We start from the raw sequence: 16,850 nt of genomic DNA, 5'->3' as shown, positions 1-16,850 counted from the left end.
TAATTTTATACCTTAATAAAAGCTTTTATCATCTTTTGCCATCTTAATAACAACTGTCTTTTTTATCGCATATTTGGTCACAATCGCCTCAATGTGACTGTCATTTCTGGAAATACTGCCTCAGATATCCGCTAGCTATGTCTAAAATCAGACGGAGAGATGCCCGCTTGCTTCTTAAAAAAACGACTGAACCCTTGTACACTTTCAAACCCAAGCTCGTATGCAATTTCAGAAATATCTTTTTTTGTGTAATGCAGCAGCCTTTTTGACTCTAACATGATACGATCATGAATAGCTTGCAAAGGAGATTTTTCTCCTATCTTTTTAAAAGTATTTGTGATCGTCTTGGGTGATTTATATAATAAGTCTGCATAGTGCGAAACGCTATGAAATTCTCTAAAGTTTTTTTCCACCAGAAAATTGAACTCCCGTACCAAATCATGCTGATTGTCGTCAATATACGCCATATTACCCTGCTTTTTATACATTCGTGTACAAAGGATTAAGATCCGCTTTAATTGCATTTGAAGCATTTCAAGCTGGAGGCTGTCTTTCATTTCCAGTTCCATATCGGTAACATCCCATGCATCAACCATAACCATAAGTTCCGGCCCGTCAATCTGCACGATAGGAATTTTGGCAGGAGTATAATATAATATTCCTTTGCATCCTACTTCACTGTCATGATTGAGTACGCAATAAAATTCTGAATTAAATCGCAACATCTTCATGGCGGTAATGTTTTCATACTCCACGTGGTGATGTTGTGACAAGCTGATAATCTGATTGGTATCGAAACTATGGGGTATCCCATCTATTATGAGTTGATTGCCATCAGATAAAAACCACAGAAGCTGTAAAGCTCCGCTGACAATTGGCCTAAAGCTTCTGTAGTTATTATTATCTACACTTTGTATTTCAAAATATTCATTTTGCTTTCCTTGATAAATCATTGGCTGCTTTCTTAGGGTGATATATTTGTAAGACTATTGCAGTTTTGAGATGACCTTTGATATGGACCGCAATTTCATAGAAAAGTACCAAACCTCTCAAAATGGCAAGTGTATCCATTCGGATTAGCTACTAGATAGTCTTGGTGGTAATCTTCAGCAGGCCAGAACTTAGTAAAAGGTTCGAGCGTAGTAACAACTTTACCTGGCCAACGTCCTGACTCATCAACTAATCTTATGACTTCCTCCGCATCACGTTCTTCTTGTTCATTTTGAATGAACAATGCAGAGCGATAACTCGAACCTCTATCATTACCTTGCCTATCTTTTGTGCTCGGGTCATGAACTCTGAAAAAATAATCCAGTAACTCTTTGTACGACGTTTCATTAGCGTCATATGTAATTTCAAGCCCCTCGGCATGATTGGGATGGTTTCGATAGGTGGGATTTTCATTCAATCCCCCCAGATAGCCAACTTCTGTATCTTTTACTCCAGGCCGTACTCGAAAAAGATCTTCCATTCCCCAAAAACATCCACCTGCTACGTATGCTTTTTTTAAATTTTCCATAATTGTTTTATTTAGTTAAACGATTTTTACCTCTTATTGATCTGTGCTGACTTTTTATCGAACTTAAATTAGTCAGCTAATTTTTTATTGCCTTCCATGGCGACTATTCTCCTATCTAACTCTGCTTTGGTCTGAACTCCTACCGTTTTGTCTACAATTTTTTGATTCTGGAAATAAATTATTGTTGGTATAGTGCGAATTCCAAATCGAGATGCAAGCTCTTGGTGATCATCGACATTAACCTTAACTATATCTGCCCGTCCTTCAAGTTCTCTAGCTAGGATAGTTAATGTAGGTATCAGTGACTGACAGGGTCCGCACCAATCTGCGTAAAAATCTGCAATGACAATATTTCCTTGGCCCACTAACTGGTCGAACTCTTGCATATTTTTAATAGTTATCATTTTCCTTGTGTTAATTGATATTAATTTATAGAACAAATTTAGTTTGGATGACTTCAGTTTCTCTTACCGCTTTTACCCGATGATGTATCAATTCTTCCCAACTTTTTAGGATGCCCTAATTGAAATCATATATATATCCAAACCCTAAACAAACCTAACTGAAAGCCTTGGGTTCATCGAACCATTTGTGCTAATCGATAGTGCTTATTTCTTCTGTCAACGCATAATCTAACCGAAGTAATGCGCGGTTTGGATCAGAACCAAATATGGTGCGAATGACGTTGCCTTCTCTATTGACCAATATCCAATGAGGTGTTCCAGCCGCCTGATATTTGTAGAAAGTGCTTGCTAGACCTGAATCTTTAAAAACAGGAAATCTAACATATAATGACTTTAATTCCTCAAGTATATCATCATCATTATATTCAGGGCCTTCAAAATTACTATGAATGCCAATAACATTGATTTTATCAGCATATTCATATGCCATCTTATTCGCAAAAGGTATAGCTCTTCCTGTACAGCCTGGACAACCTAAATAGAAAAATAGGATCAATAACGGTTTCCCTTTAAATTCTTCGTAGTCGGGGACTTTTTCTTTACCCAAACTTTCTATGTCCCACGGTGGGATTCTTTTATTTAAAATTTCCATATTCATTTCAAGTTTTTCCCACCATAATTAGTGAGAAGATTTATTAGGAGTACAACTACAATTTACCACTGGATAGCGCAAATGGTAAAACTGAATGGCCAATTGTGTTAGTTACCTGCAAATAAGGACTGTATTTGTCTGATCATTTGATTGGTAAACCCCCACTCATTATCATACCAAGCCATTATTTTTACCAAATCCCCATCAACTACCCTTGTCATCTCTAAATCTACTGTTGCAGCGAAGGCGCTACCAATTATGTCTGTTGAAACGATGGGCTCCTTCGTTACGGCAATTACTTTTTCATATCGGTCTGTTGAGCATTCTTCAGTCAAAATTTGATTGATTTCATCTATGGTTGTGGGTCTGTTTGCAATAAAAGTAATGTCAGAAATCGAACCTACGGGCACTGGAACTCTTACTGCAATCCCGTCGAATTTCCCGGCGTATTCTGGCAGTACTTTAGTGGTAGCTATAGCGGCTCCCGTTGCTGCGGGAGCTAAATTAAATCCGGCTGCTCTACCCATTCTTGGCTCCCTTTTGGAGGGTGCATCTACGAGAGCCTGCGAAGCTGTGTATCCGTGAATAGTGTTGAGAATAGCTTTTTTTATCCCTAGCCTTCTTCCCAAAATTTCAATAATCGGGCTTATATTGTTGGTAGTACAGCTAGCGCATGAGAAAACTGAAACATTACCCTTTTCGGTGTTTACTCCATGCACTACAGTTGGTGTATCTTTAGTAGGGCCAGAAATTACTACTGATTTAGCACCAGCCATGATATGTTTTTCAGCGTCAGTCTTACTTGTAAATATTCCTGTGCTTTCAATAACTACATCCACATCAAGTTGCTTCCAGGGCAAACCCTCAATTTCACGAATATTCGAATACTTGATAGCTTTTTCACCAACAAAAATCGCATCCCCTTCAAATCTTATATTCTTTTCATACTTTCCATAGTTACTATCGTATTTAAGAAGGTATACGGCGTTTTCTATGTCCATCAAATCATTTACGGCAACGACCTCGAGATCACTGCTGTCAAAAATTACTTTTAGTGCTGATCGACCTATACGGCCAAATCCGTTGATTGCTATTCTTTTCATAATATTATATGTATTTAGTTTTTATTGTAAGTCGGTACTATGTTACCTATTATTAAGGAATTGTCAGGTCTTTGGTTGTGAGTAACAGCTAACGTTTCCCATGCTGTCCACAGTAATGCTCCTGAACGAACTAAGTCTTTAATCAGAAATTCATTTAGTGAACCAGAGAGAAATGGGAATGACCGTTCTTCCTGAATAACTCCAGGAGTAGAAACGATAAGCGTCACTGTTATCAACAATGTTAAGACTGCTGAAACACTGCCTGTAGCTGACAATTTCGGTGACAGCGTAAGTAAAGAAATTAAAAGCCCCGTCGTAACTTCAATGGCGCCGAGAACATTTGAAAACGTACCAATGGGAATTGACTGTATAATTGTTTTTTTCATCGTTACTACTGGGCTTTTTATAGCTTAGTAGCGGAAGTCTATCATACCTTACAAATGAAAATAACATTTGTCAATTGATCAATGGCTTAATATATCCGTATATCCTAAACAATCACAAACACTATGCTCTTAAAAATCATTACATTTTCCATATTATATGGGAATGTGTTCTATTTCGTTTTTAATGCGATTGGCAATATCTACGTGAATTTTTACCTGTATACTTTTGATTATAATCGGCCACGGTATAAAAGATTTGTAGTGGAACTGCCTCGATAGCCAGTGAGTCTTCATTACGTCTTGCCACGTCATCTAATATTACATTGATTATTTGCAGTTGGTCTTTGTCTGTATAAAATATTCCCGAATGATTATGTAAGCCCGAGCGCTGACCACCCAAATTCTCAGTCGGGGGATCAATCGTCCTGAAAAAGAGATCGAGCAGACTATTCAAACTGACTTTATAAGGATCAAATGTTATTTTAACAGTTTCTATAAAGTTTCTTCCATCGCCAATAACCCGACTGCAATCAGGATGCTTGACCTTACAATTCGCATATCCCAATTCAGTAGAAGTCACTCCTTTGATGAACCTGAAAAAGCGTTCTGGACCCCAGTCGCAGCCTCCGGCAAAGTATATTACATTGTCGCCGCTAAAGTTATTTGTTTTTCTTAATTCCATAATGGAAAGTTTAAGGTCAAAATACCAAATGCTTGATTAACCATTGTCTCTATGTAGCCGTCTATAAAACGCTTTTTAACAATCTTGATTTCTATTTGTCTGGTTCAAAGTCGAGACTGATAGAGTTCATGCAGTATCGCTTATATGTTGGCGCAGGCCCATCATTAAAAATATGGCCTAGATGTGCATCACAGCGTCCACATAGCACTTCGGTACGGGTCATTCCGTAAGAACGATCCACTTTATATGTCACACTATTTTTTCTAAGAGGCTCATAAAAGCTTGGCCAGCCACAGCTACTTGCAAATTTTGCATCAGATCTGAAAAGTTTGTTACCACAGGCTGCACAGTAATAATTACCTTTTGTATCACTCTTCCAGTATTTTCCCGTGAAAGGTCTTTCGGTATCTTTTTCTCTAGCTACCGCATATAAATCCGGACTGAGAATTTTTTTCCACTCAGCATTTGATACATTCAACTTTCTAGTGTCGGTAGTGGAATAATATGGATTGTTCTCATGGCCCTTATTTGTTTTCAAATTTTGGGCATATGTTGCAATTGGTATTAGCGCTAACAGGTAGCTTAAAAATATTTTACTCATTTCCATTATTTTTTTGATTGGGTTTACAACTAGTTTTACATACTGGCTGATGGATTTCTGCTAAACACATCAACTTTTAAGCATGTGCATGCAGGAAGTGATGTTTAAATACTTTCTTTTTGAACAATTCCAAGAAGAAATCTTTCACAATCTAGTGCAGCCATACATCCGCTGCCGGCAGCAGTTACAGCTTGCCTATAAATTCTATCTTGCGCATCACCACAGCAAAATACTCCAGGTATGTTTGTCCTGGTAGATCCGGGAACGGTTTGGATATAGCCCTCGCGATCCATATTTATCCACTTTTTAAATACCTCTGTATTTGGATGGTGACCAATTGCCACAAAAAAACCAGAAATATCCAACACCCTGGTGGCATTGGTAAGATTGTTAAACAAGCTGACCCCGGTAACAACTAAGTCATTTCCTAAAATCTCTTTCGTTTCTGTATTATATAGTATCTCGATATTAGGTGTGGCATTTATTTTATGAACCATAGCTCTTGACGCTTTAAGTTCACCTTTTCGCACCAACATATAAACTTTCCTACACAGCTTCGCAAGGTGTGTTGCTTCTTCAGCCGCAGTATCTCCTGCGCCAACTATGGCAACATCTTGACCTTTGAAAAAGAAGCCGTCACATGTAGCGCAAGCCGAAACGCCACCACCACTATATTTCTGTTCGGATTCTAACCCCAACCACTTGGCTGTTGCTCCAGTTGATATTATCACTGAATCACAAAGAATAGTTACATTATCTTCAGTAGTTACTTTGTAGGGAATAGCTGATAAGTCTACTTCTGTGATGATACCATTTCTGATATCCGTACCAAAACGTACGGCCTGTTTGCGAAAATTTTCCATCATATCGGTACCCATAATTCCATCTGGATAACCTGGATAGTTTTCTACATCTGTCGTTTGGGTAAGCTGTCCTCCGGTGGTTAATCCAGTGTAAAGTACTGGTTTAAGATCTGCTCTGGCAGCATAAATGGCTGCGGTATATCCTGCCGGACCCGATCCGATAATCATACATTTAACTTGTTCATATTTATGTTCCATAACTAATAATATTAGGCGAGTTATTATAGATTAATTTGCATTGATTGCATTTTATCATCTTAGTCGGAACATATTCAAGACCCTTACAGAAAATGTGATATTTCAGTATTAGTTGGACAGTAACATGATAGGATTTTAGTTTCTTCACAATTGCCTATACATTCCTTATGATTCTGCAACCCCATGAAACTATTTTATACATGAACATTATCAGTCTAATAAAAGACCAAAGACAACAATATGATGATTGTTGGAAATAAGTTTATCTTAAGAAATAGCTGGGACTATACTCAGGAGATGCTATTTAGTTGACTTTTTTTTTAACGAGGATAGATGCGCTATTGCCAAGGCAATTGCTTCCTTTCGTCCCAATAGTCGGTAGAATCTACATAATAACTGCTTAATAATTGCAGGTCATCTTGTTGGAGTTTAAAAGTTTTTGCTGTAAGGTTAGAGTGAAGCTGTTCAGTGCTGCTGGCACCACTCAAACAAATGGATTCTGGAAAACTATCCATACAAAACCTCATAGCTAATGCATCTGTCGTGACATTATATTTAGCCGAAAGGGAAGTCATTTGCCTATACAAGGATTTATGTTTAACAAAATCTGAATTGGGTATTAAACGCCCATTTGCCAAAGACTCCTTGATTATCAACTGTCTATCTCTACTCTGGAAGACTGCTTTAAAAGGTATGATAGACTGTTCCATGATGTTGTAAGTGCACTGAAAAGAATTAAATAAGGGCTCATTTTCTATCTCAATTCCTAAAGCCTTGTCAAGCACCTCAACTTGGTTTGCTCCGGTGGTCGTTAGCCCAATGACAAGATTGTATTCTTTTTTAATATCATGTAGGCGCCGCAATATGTTTTGGTTATTAAGCACACCAGTTTCCAATGTTGCTGAATGTATTTGATAAATCTTTAAATAGGGCAATAATTTTTTAGAAAACTCCCATTGTGAATTTAGTTTTTTAAATGAATGCTCTTTAAATTCATGCACTTTCGCATTTTTATCAAAATTTGCCAAATAACTAAGTCCCCATTTTGTTGCAATAGTGATTTCCGGATCGCTCTTCTGTTGTAGCCACTCTACCAAGAGTGATTCAATCAAACCGTAGCCAGGAGAAGCATCGAAAAACCGGACTCCTTTGTTATAAGCATCCTCAAGAATTTTGATTCCGCTACTTCTAAACTCAGACAGTGATGTATCTGCAGTAGGAGTTTCATGGCGGAGATTTATGTAGTGCGGCCTACCTATCGCAGCCGTTCCCAACCCTATACTTTCTATCTTTTTATTCATCGTAGATAGGTAATTGACCTTGCGCAAGTTTGAGACGCGTCCAAACGTTCATATTGATCACGATAGCTGCTATTTCAGCTATCTCCTCTGCTGAGAAATGCTCACACATTGCGTCGTGATATTTTTGAAACCTTTTGTGAGTGCCAATCGTCAGTACATCACTATAGGCTAATGTAACCTTCTCTTTTTCGGTAAATAGTTGGCTATTCCACCAGGATGATATATTGTCTATTTTAGGATATGGAATGCCAATATCTCGCGCAACTTGGGCATGTAAGATAATGCAATACGCACATTCATTTATTTGCGCTATACGTAAACGAATAAGTTGAGCAAGTTTTTTATCAGTATCCAACACTGCCTTGTATCCAAAAGCGTCAGCCATTTGTTCTGCAAGTTTATGGAATGGGGTCGAGTCAGGATTAAAACGGATGTTTTCAAATTTTACACTATTCATTTATTTCAAATTTTATATCGGGTTTGTATGTAAACCAACAAAAACTGAACGATCTTAACCAAAGGTTTCTCAGTTTCAAGTCGTCCAGTTTCTCAATTATTTAAACCGATAGTTTCTTTTAACCTAAACAGGTTCTGTTTAATTGCCGTTTTCTTTGGTTAGTTCTTTTGTCAATGCCTCGCCATTCATGCAATAGCGAAGACCGCTTGGAGCTGGACCATCTGGAAAAACGTGGCCTAAATGTGCATCACAAACATTGCATTGAGCTTCGATTCTAACCATACCAAATGAGCCATCTTTAATATATTTCACACCATTTTCTTTGACAGGCTGAGTAAAACTTGGCCACCCTGTTCCAGAGTCAAATTTTTCAGTAGAATCAAATAACAAAGTGTTACAACAAACACAGGAATATAATCCTGGGTCATAGCTTCTGCAAAGGTCATGACTGAAGGATGCCTCTGTTCCGTGTTTACGTGTTACGTAGAATTGTTCAGCGGTAAGTTGCGCTTTCCATTCTTCTTCAGATTTTTCTACCCTTCTGTCGGGTGCGGGATTGCCATTAGTGGCAAATGCGATTACATTATTCCAATTAAGCATAACTTTATGTTTTATGTTTTATGTTAAAATTTATTGATCATTCTTTTTATTAGCATTTTTCGCCACCTTAAATAACTCAGGATTAATATGGCAATATCCGCCGGGATTATTTTCAAGGTAATCTTGATGATAATCTTCCGCCTTATAATATTTTTTCAGAGGAGTAACTTCTACCGCAACAGGCCGAACATGTTTCTTTGTCTCTGTTTTTAACCTAGCATTTATAAAAGGTAATTGTTTATCTGACGTGTAGTAGATGCCCGTGCGATACTGATCGCCAATATCGTTCCCTTGCTTGTTAACGCTAGTGGGATCAATTGTTAAAAAATACAGATCCAACAGGAGTTTCAGGTCAACCTTCTGAGGATCGTAAATAACTTTTACAGTCTCCGCAAACCCGGTCTTTTTTTGGATGACTTCCTTGTAAGTTGGATTTTCAGTACGACCATTGGCAAACCCGACCTCGGTCGCCGTTACCCCGGTTACCTGTTTAAAGAAATGCTCAGTTCCCCAAAAACAGCCGCCTGCAAAATAAATAACGCTTAAACTATCGCTAACACTAGAAGTTTCCGTGGCAGTGTTTTTTTCTATTGAAGCCTGCCGACCTGAGCTATTACTACAACTCGTAAAAACAATTTGGCAAAGCAATGTAGCTAAGATGATCCTTATAGTGTTCATATATTTATCTTTATTCATTTTCTTTTTGTGCAACAAGCTGCTTAAAAACTGATTTAGTAAACCGGGTAAATTTTTGCGTTTTTTTATCATATCCCACCCATTGTTGAATATTTCCGTAAGGGCATGTAGGAGCTCCTTCTTCGTGACCAGAAACGAGTTCATATCGTTCTGGGTCTTGTTGATATTCTTCTGCGGTTACCTTGTCCATTTTAATTTGTTTAAGATTTATGATACTTTACTATTAACTCCCTTTATTCTTCTCAATCACTTACAGTTTAGTCGAAGATATTTGATGAACCTTACAATTTTTTTTGACGCCTGAAAATTGAAACAATTCTATTGAAATGGCGAGTACCGTGCGTTAAAGATTAGATAGATAGTTAGCTCGTCCCTGACGATATTTAGCTAATTTAGGAGTGATAACCATTTGACAGTATGGCGCCTCTTGATTTTCTTCATAATAATTTTGGTGAGCTTCTTCGGCCGCGTAAAACACCTCAAATGGCTTCAATTCTGTAACGATAGGGTTGGCATAACAACTCCTTATGTTTTCGATCACTTTTTCAGCTATTACTTTTTCTTCTTCATTTCCATAAAAAATAATACTGCGATATTGATTACCCTTGTCAGCGCCCTGTTGCTCTACAGTTGTAGGGTCATGAGTCATCATATGAATAATTAAAAGTTCATGCAAACTAATTTTCTCTGTGTCATAACTGACTTGAATTACTTCTGCATGACCAGTCCTTCCTGTACGTACTTCCCTGTATGCCGGATTTTTAATAAATCCACCACTAAAACCACTTTTTACCTCCAATACTCCTTTCGTGTCTCTAAAAATGGCTTCGGTACACCAAAAACAGCCTCCGCCTAATGTTATATTTTTCTTTTCCATTTTTACCACCTATTCTTAAGTGTTTTAATGTAAGATTAATTCAATGTTGAAGAATTAAGTCAGCACTAAAACGAAAGACAATTTAATGCCGACTTTTCTTCTGCAGCTTTGAATATGATACTAGTTAAGTGTTTCAGCCTTTGCGGCAATCAAATTATCGATCCTCTTATCTATTTCAGTTCTACTTTGAACACCAGTAAATTTATCAACCACGGTGTTATTTTTCATTAGGAATACAGCTGGAATACTTCTAACGCTAAACTTCGTTGCCAGCTCCGGATTCTCATCAACGTTAATTTTTGCAACTACGATATCTTCACCATAATCATTGCTAGCTGATTCCAAAATAGGTAATAATGCTCTGCATGGTCCACACCATTCTGCATAAAAGTCAAGGATTACTGGTTTGTCACCAGAGATAATTTGTTCGAATTCTGTGTTGTTGCTAATCGTTTTCATAATACATTGTTTTAAATTGTTATCGAAATATTGCGTTAAAGAGAGCTTTAATCCCTTTCTATATGCTTAGTATAATTAGTATAGGTTTCCTTACAAATTATTTTAACCCACAAAAAAATGCTAAACGCATATTGTTGAATGCCTACTCGTGATTCGCATAATCAAGAGTATTCAATGAAATCTTTTCTATGATTGTAGATGCTTCTTCATCTGTGTAGATTCCATAACCGTTAACAAAAAGGCCCTTGAGTCCATTTTTTAGATTACTTATTGAATAAAGAATAGCTTCGTCCGCCGCATCGTTCTGACCAGAAAAGCGATAGATCTTATCAATGACGAGATTAGCAAAATCAATCTCGTTGCTCTGATTATCTCTGGAGCCTCTTATTTGCAATAAATTATAGTCCTCAGTGTACCCTTGGCTGTTTAGCAATGTCATTACCTCTGATAATGTTTTTTCTGTCCGGATCATATCTTTATCTAATTATTTGATGCTGAATTATACGACTGTTATGATGAACTTGATAACAAATTCATTTGTTAGCTATTACATCTTTATTGGTTTAGTCGACGAAGTCTAAAACTCCTTACAATTTAAATAGGTTTAATTCCTATACGTAATCCAAGCGAGTATCAATTAGTGAAGGAGTGTATTTCAATGGCTTAGCTGTTGGAGATAAATAGGTCTTACACAAATTTCGCAAAGCGATCACAACTGTATATTTTGGTAGTTTATGTTTAGGGGTGACATCCTTAAATATGAGCGCCCTTAGCATTCATTAGCGAATGCCAAGGGCGGCTAGCACTTAAAAAAACATTATGTGTAGAATAGGATCATCTTGAGGGAGATGACTATTCACAATTTAAAGCCAAAGATTCAATAAAGTATTTTTGAAGATAATATTGGCTTCATTACAGAAAAGCAAAGCGGGACGGGCATTAATTAATCAGCAAGGAAATGTCTTTTTAACTGTTGCATTTTATCAAAAATCAAGGGAGGATAATTGCCATGTGGCTCATTACACTCTTCGCAAATCTCTAGTTTTAAATTGGCAGATTCATCCAGATCCGTATACGGAAATATACTGAAAGTGAGCTCGTGTTTCATTATATTCAGATAAAAGTTCTTATCAGCTTCTTCGATATCAGCTTCTTTAATCTTCTCAAATATATGTTCGGCTATCCTTAATATACTTAATATTTCTCGTACCCCATCTTTTTGCAACAACAAATCATTATCGTGCAAATCAATATTCATCTCCTCAATATCATTAATAAAACATCGAATAGCCCTTTTGCCCTGTAACACTTTTATCTTACTATCAGTGTCGAACTTGCTTTCGTAGCTGAAATTGCTAATATTATTTTCCAGTAATGTGTATAATTCATGAAGGTGCTTAACGCTACGTTCCTGAATTTCTCTTCGACTCTTAGCATCCACTTGCATCTGCACAATATTATTTGCGGTCCTTCTTTCACGCAAAGCCAGATAAAGTAAAATAATACCTACCAATTGTGCAATGGGCGCTGCAACATCCCAAAAGGCAGAACCAACTTGCCCTACGTTTTTAAAATCGTTAACACTCATTATAGAAAAAATCCACGGTGTTGCAAACATCAAAAGTGCACCCGCTACGATTAATGTAATGACCAATTGATTTTCGGAATTATTTTTTGTTTTAATTTTTGTATTTTCTTTCATAATCTCCGTATTAATATTTGTTTATATAGGATCTAACTAAAGTAGGTGACTATTTCGTAGCAACTGTTAATGCTTCATACGCAGTCCATAAAGACGCCCCTAAAAGTGAAAAATGTAGCATAAAAAAATGGCCAAGTGAACAGGGTATGAACGGTATTGATAGACCTTTGTCAGTATGCATTGGACTTGATACTATAAACGATAGGATTATTATAAAAGTAATAACAGAACCAACGCTGCCCAAGGCAGATAAGTTTGGTGATAATGGACGTAAAGCGATTAAGGTGCCCAGAGTTATCTCTATTATCCCAGTAATATTTGAGAACATCCTTGTGCTTAAAAATGTAAATGTCCACGAGAAAAAAGGGCTATTTTCTGCCAAAGGCCTAATGGCGTCGGCTTCATGCTTAGTAAATTTCAGCAGCCCTATACTGATTAAGATTAAAACAAGGCCATATCTGACGACGGAAGTCAAAGTAAAAATAGAAAGTATCGCTGTAGCTGTTTTCATAACCCACACTTTTGAGACTAACTTTCGTATTTAACCAGTTGCACCTGTTTGTCAATCTCCCAACGGCCGATCCCTTCTTCACCAATTATATCAAATAACTCTAGTATACGCCTTGCTACATATTCCTCTTGAATCTGTTCTTCCAAAAACCATTGTATGAATTGAAAGGTGACAAAGTCTTTTTGCCTGATGCATTTTTCTGCCATATCATTAAACAGTTGTGTTACGTGCATCTCCATCCGAAGTGTTTGTTCGAACAAATCCCGAAATGAGTAAAATTCGGTAGGGATATTCGTAATCTCAGGAGATACTGCGCGACCGCCACGATCATTTATATATTTGAATAACTTCAACATGTGTGTCCTCTCTTCTTCAGCTTGGTTAGCAAAGAAGCCTGCGCTATTATCGTAGCCATTCTCTCCGCACCATGTGGACATTGATAAATAAGTAGAGGAAGCATGAGCTTCTGTTTTTATTTGGTGATTTAACGCATTTTCGATTTCCTCATTCATGGAGGTTTTCAAACTAAGTAGGTCTTTCATAATTACATTTTGTTATGTTATATCAGCTTAGTCTACCGAAGAACAAATTCCTTACAGTTTATATCGAAATTAAATCAACTAGAAATTCCCCACCCAGCCGTACGAAGGCTTCGACCAATTTGGTGAGAAAGTTAAACTGCTTGGGACAAGAAAAATGCATAGAATCTTCCTTGATGAAAAGAGTGTGCAGGCCAGAGGCATAGGCTGTGCTTGGTAAGGCTTGTGATTTTATATCGGCTGATTATATAGCGACGATTATATCTGCCTCATGGTTTTGAAAAAGTCCGCTTTCTATGACACCAGTAATAGACTTGATTTCTTTTTCCATATTCTCGCCTATATTTTCAAACCTTACGTCAAGTATGAGATTGCCATTTTCTGATATTACCGGCCCGTCCTTACCTTGGGCGGGTCTAAGGGAGATTTCAGTTGCACCAAGCTTTACTAGTTTTGATTCTACACACATCAATGCGGGTGGGTAAATCTCCACGGGCACAGGGAACTTATGACCGAGTCTTTCAACAAATTTACTGTTATCAACAATAATGTAATTGCTTTTACTTACGCTCATTATCAGTTTCTCTTGGAACATAGCACCACCCCGGCCTTTAATCAAATGCTTGTTATTGTCAACTTCATCAGCACCATCAAAACTCCAATTTGGGAAGTGTTCATTTAGAGTGGTGATGGGAATATCTAAATATTTGCATGTAAGAGCCATTTCAATAGAAGTTGGTATAGCTTTTATGATAAGATTATCACTCTTGATCTTTTGAGCAATAGCTAATAATGCTACATATGACGTCGAGCCAGATCCTATACCTATGATATCTCCATTTTTCACTTTATCAGCAATCTCTACTGCAAGTTTTTCCTTGCTCTCGCGGTTATTTATAGTGGAAGGCCAAAGGCTTTTGATAACATTGCTATTCCAATCCATCTCAGTTTGATTTAGTCGTTAAAGATAATAGATCAATTATAATAATCTGTTATTAGCAGTAGATTTGGCAATTTATAAATCTAACGGATCATTCCATATATTTGTTCTATACGATCCCATAGACGATAATGGAATATTTTAATCAATTAATACAACAGCACTTTGGAAGACTTTCGGAGGAAGAATTGGAAATTGTGCGTTCCTATTTTAAGCGTGAAGAACTAAAAAAGAATGACTTTTTTACCAAAGCAGATAAGGTTTGCGATAAGCTAAGTTTGGTAAAATCTGGAATTATGCGAGTTTTTGCACTATCGGACGGTAAGGAAATTACACACTGGCTATGTACCGAAAACTTCATATTTACTGATGTTATGGGCTTCTTTTTTGACGAACCAAATCGGTGGAATGTCCAGGCACTCACTGATGTTGAGTTGTTTACAGTTAAAAAATCCGACTATCGTAAACTTTGTGACGAATTCCCAAAATGGAACGAGATAGAAAAAAGATTCATTATTAAATGTTTTGCTATGACGGAAGACAGAGTGTTTTCGCATTTGTCAATGACGGCAGAAGAGCGATATGATCTATATTTTGAGCAACATAAGGAACTGTTTAATCAAGTCCCATTACAATATATTGCTTCTGTTCTAGGCATGACTGCTGAAACATTTAGCAGAATAAGAAAGCGGCAGGCAGAAAGTTCTTGACATTTGTCAAGCGCTATTGGAAATAAGTTTTTGAAATTTGTTTGTTAACAAAAAATAAATTCAGTAGCGATGACTAAGAAAATGACCACACTTATAAAACTGGAAGAATTAGGCCAATTTTTATTATCGATTGTTCTGTTTTTTCAATTGGATTATCAGTGGTGGATTTTTCCTGCTCTTATTTTACTCCCCGATTTATCCATGATTGGATATCTGGCCAATACAAATGTTGGTGCTTGGATTTATAATTTTTTCCATCATAAGCTATTAGCAATAGCTGTTTTAGCATTAGGATTATACTTGGATAATTCGGCGATTCACTTGGCTGGATTAATTTTATTCGGCCACTCGACAATGGATCGTCTACTAGGCTATGGTTTGAAATATCCCGATAATTTTAAAAATACTCACCTTGGTTGGATTGGGAAATCTTCCATATAGAAATTTAGATGTCGGATCAGTCTGTATCTAAAATGGCAACCCTATTGGCAAGCAGTCTAATTCTTTGGTAAAAAGAAGCAACAACAGTTAAACTAAAAAACATCAAGAACTTAAATCATTTTCAAATGAAGCAAATAGATAATAGATCTGAACACAAATCCATAATGAAGGCGGTGGTGCAACACCAATTTGGTAAACCGGATGTTTTGAAATATGAAAGTGTCCCTATCCCTGAACTCAAATTGGGAGAGGTACTTGTTCAAGTTCATGCTATTGGCCTTAATCCTCCAGATTGGTATCTTCGTGATGGATATAAAATGTTGCCGCCCGAATGGCAGCCGCAGGTTCCGTTCCCTATAATTTTGGGAACAGATATCTCAGGGGTAATTGAAGCAGTTGCAGAAGATGTCACTAACTTTTCTGTAGGCGATGAAGTATATTCGATGGTCCGCTTCCCAAGTTATGGAGAGAGTCGAGCGTACGCCGAGTATGTCGCTGTATCTGTTTCAGACATTGCCCATAAACCAAAAGGAATCAGCCACATTGAAGCGGCTGGAGCACCGATGTCTTTACTCACAGCATGGCAGTTTATGATAGAATTAGGCCATAATGAACAGAATCCCCTTCAGCCCAATCCACACAGGCCGGTTCCACTTGATGGTAAAACAGTATTAATTAACGGAGCGGGTGGCGGTGTTGGCCACTTTGCGGTTCAATTAGCTAAATGGAAAAACGCTCGAGTGATTGCAGTAGCATCAGGAAGGCAGGAAGAGCTTTTGCGGGAATTAGGCGCTGATGATTTTATCGACTATACAAAGATCTCTGCTGAAGATGTTTTGAGAGATATTGATTTGGTAATTGATGCTGTCGGGGGGGCAACTACAGGGCGTTTTTTGAAAACACTCAAATCAGGGGGTGCTTTATTTCCTATATTTCCATTGGGATTTTCAGATAATTCTGAGTCGGAAAAATTAGGAGTTACTGTGTCCGCAACTCAGGTCCGATCAAGTGGCAAGCAACTAGAAGAATTAGCCGGTTTGCTTAATACAGGAACAGTACGTACGGTCATAGACAGTACTTTTTCTCTCGCCGATGCCAGCAAAGCGCATGAAAGAGCAGCACATGGACATATCCAAGGTAAAATAGTTCTCACAGTATGACTATAGACAAAAAATACAGATTCTGAGGAAATAATAAACGAATGAATAT

24 protein-coding genes are annotated in these 16,850 nt (G+C 37.4%); 3 read left to right on the top strand and 21 right to left on the bottom strand.

All coding sequences use genetic code 11. The annotated features are described in order from the left end of the window. Window positions 1-131: 131 nt before the first annotated feature. From ACWICE_RS07545 to rpiA, 21 genes are all read right to left on the bottom strand, one after another. Window positions 132-953, bottom strand: coding sequence for a helix-turn-helix domain-containing protein (locus tag ACWICE_RS07545; RefSeq protein WP_454298001.1), 822 nt, complete (start codon window positions 951-953; stop codon window positions 132-134). 74 nt (window positions 954-1,027) lie between these two features. Further along, on the bottom strand, window positions 1,028-1,519 hold the full coding sequence (gene msrA / locus ACWICE_RS07540; RefSeq protein WP_454298000.1) for a peptide-methionine (S)-S-oxide reductase MsrA: 492 nt from the start codon (window positions 1,517-1,519) through the stop codon (window positions 1,028-1,030). 68 nt (window positions 1,520-1,587) lie between these two features. Beyond that, window positions 1,588-1,923, bottom strand: coding sequence for a thioredoxin (trxA, locus tag ACWICE_RS07535; protein ID WP_454297999.1), 336 nt, complete (start codon window positions 1,921-1,923; stop codon window positions 1,588-1,590). 190 nt (window positions 1,924-2,113) lie between these two features. Then, window positions 2,114-2,575, bottom strand: a complete 462-nt coding sequence (locus tag ACWICE_RS07530; RefSeq protein WP_454297998.1) for a TlpA family protein disulfide reductase — start codon at window positions 2,573-2,575, stop codon at window positions 2,114-2,116. Between the two features lie 107 nt (window positions 2,576-2,682). Beyond that, window positions 2,683-3,678 (bottom strand): type I glyceraldehyde-3-phosphate dehydrogenase, encoded by a 996-nt coding sequence (locus ACWICE_RS07525; protein WP_454297997.1) that lies wholly within the window; start codon window positions 3,676-3,678, stop codon window positions 2,683-2,685. A 14-nt stretch (window positions 3,679-3,692) separates the two neighbouring features. Further along, window positions 3,693-4,064 carry a DUF417 family protein gene (locus tag ACWICE_RS07520; RefSeq protein ID WP_454297996.1) on the bottom strand — a complete coding sequence of 124 codons (372 nt, stop codon included), beginning with the start codon at window positions 4,062-4,064 and terminating at the stop codon, window positions 3,693-3,695. A 181-nt stretch (window positions 4,065-4,245) separates the two neighbouring features. Continuing rightward, window positions 4,246-4,746 carry a peptide-methionine (S)-S-oxide reductase MsrA gene (gene msrA, locus ACWICE_RS07515; protein WP_454297995.1) on the bottom strand — a complete coding sequence of 167 codons (501 nt, stop codon included), beginning with the start codon at window positions 4,744-4,746 and terminating at the stop codon, window positions 4,246-4,248. Between the two features lie 91 nt (window positions 4,747-4,837). Further along, window positions 4,838-5,347 carry a peptide-methionine (R)-S-oxide reductase MsrB gene (msrB, locus tag ACWICE_RS07510; RefSeq protein ID WP_454297994.1) on the bottom strand — a complete coding sequence of 170 codons (510 nt, stop codon included), beginning with the start codon at window positions 5,345-5,347 and terminating at the stop codon, window positions 4,838-4,840. 104 nt (window positions 5,348-5,451) lie between these two features. Next, a complete protein-coding gene (gene trxB / locus ACWICE_RS07505) occupies window positions 5,452-6,408 on the bottom strand; it encodes a thioredoxin-disulfide reductase (RefSeq protein WP_454297993.1) in 957 nt (318 codons plus the stop codon). A 338-nt stretch (window positions 6,409-6,746) separates the two neighbouring features. Further along, window positions 6,747-7,709 (bottom strand): aldo/keto reductase, encoded by a 963-nt coding sequence (locus ACWICE_RS07500; protein WP_454297992.1) that lies wholly within the window; start codon window positions 7,707-7,709, stop codon window positions 6,747-6,749. Continuing rightward, a complete protein-coding gene (locus ACWICE_RS07495) occupies window positions 7,702-8,166 on the bottom strand; it encodes a carboxymuconolactone decarboxylase family protein (protein WP_454297991.1) in 465 nt (154 codons plus the stop codon). The genes ACWICE_RS07500 and ACWICE_RS07495 overlap by 8 nt, the downstream gene beginning before the upstream one ends. 138 nt (window positions 8,167-8,304) lie before the next feature. Continuing rightward, the gene (gene msrB, locus ACWICE_RS07490) at window positions 8,305-8,766 is read right to left on the bottom strand and encodes a peptide-methionine (R)-S-oxide reductase MsrB (RefSeq protein ID WP_454297990.1); all 462 of its coding nucleotides are present in this window, start codon (window positions 8,764-8,766) and stop codon (window positions 8,305-8,307) included. A 30-nt stretch (window positions 8,767-8,796) separates the two neighbouring features. Continuing rightward, on the bottom strand, window positions 8,797-9,462 hold the full coding sequence (gene msrA / locus ACWICE_RS07485) for a peptide-methionine (S)-S-oxide reductase MsrA (protein WP_454297989.1): 666 nt from the start codon (window positions 9,460-9,462) through the stop codon (window positions 8,797-8,799). Further along, on the bottom strand, window positions 9,455-9,652 hold the full coding sequence (locus ACWICE_RS07480) for a hypothetical protein (protein WP_454297988.1): 198 nt from the start codon (window positions 9,650-9,652) through the stop codon (window positions 9,455-9,457). Before ACWICE_RS07480 ends, msrA (ACWICE_RS07485) begins: the two co-directional genes overlap by 8 nt. Window positions 9,653-9,805: 153 nt before the next feature. Next, on the bottom strand, window positions 9,806-10,339 hold the full coding sequence (msrA, locus tag ACWICE_RS07475) for a peptide-methionine (S)-S-oxide reductase MsrA (RefSeq protein ID WP_454297987.1): 534 nt from the start codon (window positions 10,337-10,339) through the stop codon (window positions 9,806-9,808). A gap of 120 nt (window positions 10,340-10,459) precedes the next feature. Then, complete coding sequence (gene trxA / locus ACWICE_RS07470) at window positions 10,460-10,798, bottom strand: thioredoxin (RefSeq protein ID WP_454297986.1); 339 nt, start codon at window positions 10,796-10,798, stop codon at window positions 10,460-10,462. Window positions 10,799-10,940: 142 nt separating this feature from the next. Beyond that, on the bottom strand, window positions 10,941-11,270 hold the full coding sequence (locus tag ACWICE_RS07465; protein ID WP_454297985.1) for a phosphoribosylpyrophosphate synthetase: 330 nt from the start codon (window positions 11,268-11,270) through the stop codon (window positions 10,941-10,943). A gap of 471 nt (window positions 11,271-11,741) precedes the next feature. Continuing rightward, window positions 11,742-12,500 carry a hypothetical protein gene (locus tag ACWICE_RS07460; RefSeq protein WP_454297984.1) on the bottom strand — a complete coding sequence of 253 codons (759 nt, stop codon included), beginning with the start codon at window positions 12,498-12,500 and terminating at the stop codon, window positions 11,742-11,744. Between the two features lie 49 nt (window positions 12,501-12,549). After that, on the bottom strand, window positions 12,550-13,011 hold the full coding sequence (locus ACWICE_RS07455) for a DUF417 family protein (protein WP_454297983.1): 462 nt from the start codon (window positions 13,009-13,011) through the stop codon (window positions 12,550-12,552). Window positions 13,012-13,028: 17 nt separating this feature from the next. Further along, window positions 13,029-13,553 (bottom strand): ferritin, encoded by a 525-nt coding sequence (locus ACWICE_RS07450; protein WP_454297982.1) that lies wholly within the window; start codon window positions 13,551-13,553, stop codon window positions 13,029-13,031. A gap of 241 nt (window positions 13,554-13,794) precedes the next feature. Next, entirely contained in the window at window positions 13,795-14,493 is a 699-nt protein-coding gene (gene rpiA, locus ACWICE_RS07445) for a ribose 5-phosphate isomerase A (RefSeq protein ID WP_454297981.1), read from the bottom strand. 128 nt (window positions 14,494-14,621) lie between these two features. On the opposite strand from rpiA, the gene ACWICE_RS07440 reads away from it, so the two are divergent. The 3 genes from ACWICE_RS07440 to ACWICE_RS07430 all read left to right on the top strand — a co-directional run bounded on the left by ACWICE_RS07440 (window position 14,622) and on the right by ACWICE_RS07430 (window position 16,801). Then, window positions 14,622-15,200 (top strand): Crp/Fnr family transcriptional regulator, encoded by a 579-nt coding sequence (locus ACWICE_RS07440; protein ID WP_454297980.1) that lies wholly within the window; start codon window positions 14,622-14,624, stop codon window positions 15,198-15,200. Between the two features lie 69 nt (window positions 15,201-15,269). Continuing rightward, window positions 15,270-15,641, top strand: a complete 372-nt coding sequence (locus ACWICE_RS07435) for a DUF4260 domain-containing protein (RefSeq protein WP_454297979.1) — start codon at window positions 15,270-15,272, stop codon at window positions 15,639-15,641. Window positions 15,642-15,766: 125 nt separating this feature from the next. Further along, window positions 15,767-16,801: an NADP-dependent oxidoreductase gene (locus tag ACWICE_RS07430; RefSeq protein ID WP_454297978.1), complete on the top strand. Its 1,035-nt coding sequence runs from the start codon at window positions 15,767-15,769 to the stop codon at window positions 16,799-16,801. Window positions 16,802-16,850 lie beyond the last annotated feature (49 nt).

It is taken from the genome of Sphingobacterium sp. NPDC055346, assembly GCF_053645235.1.
The sequence above is the reverse complement of the archived record's forward strand: the minus strand, read 5'-3'. Positions and strand labels throughout refer to the sequence as shown.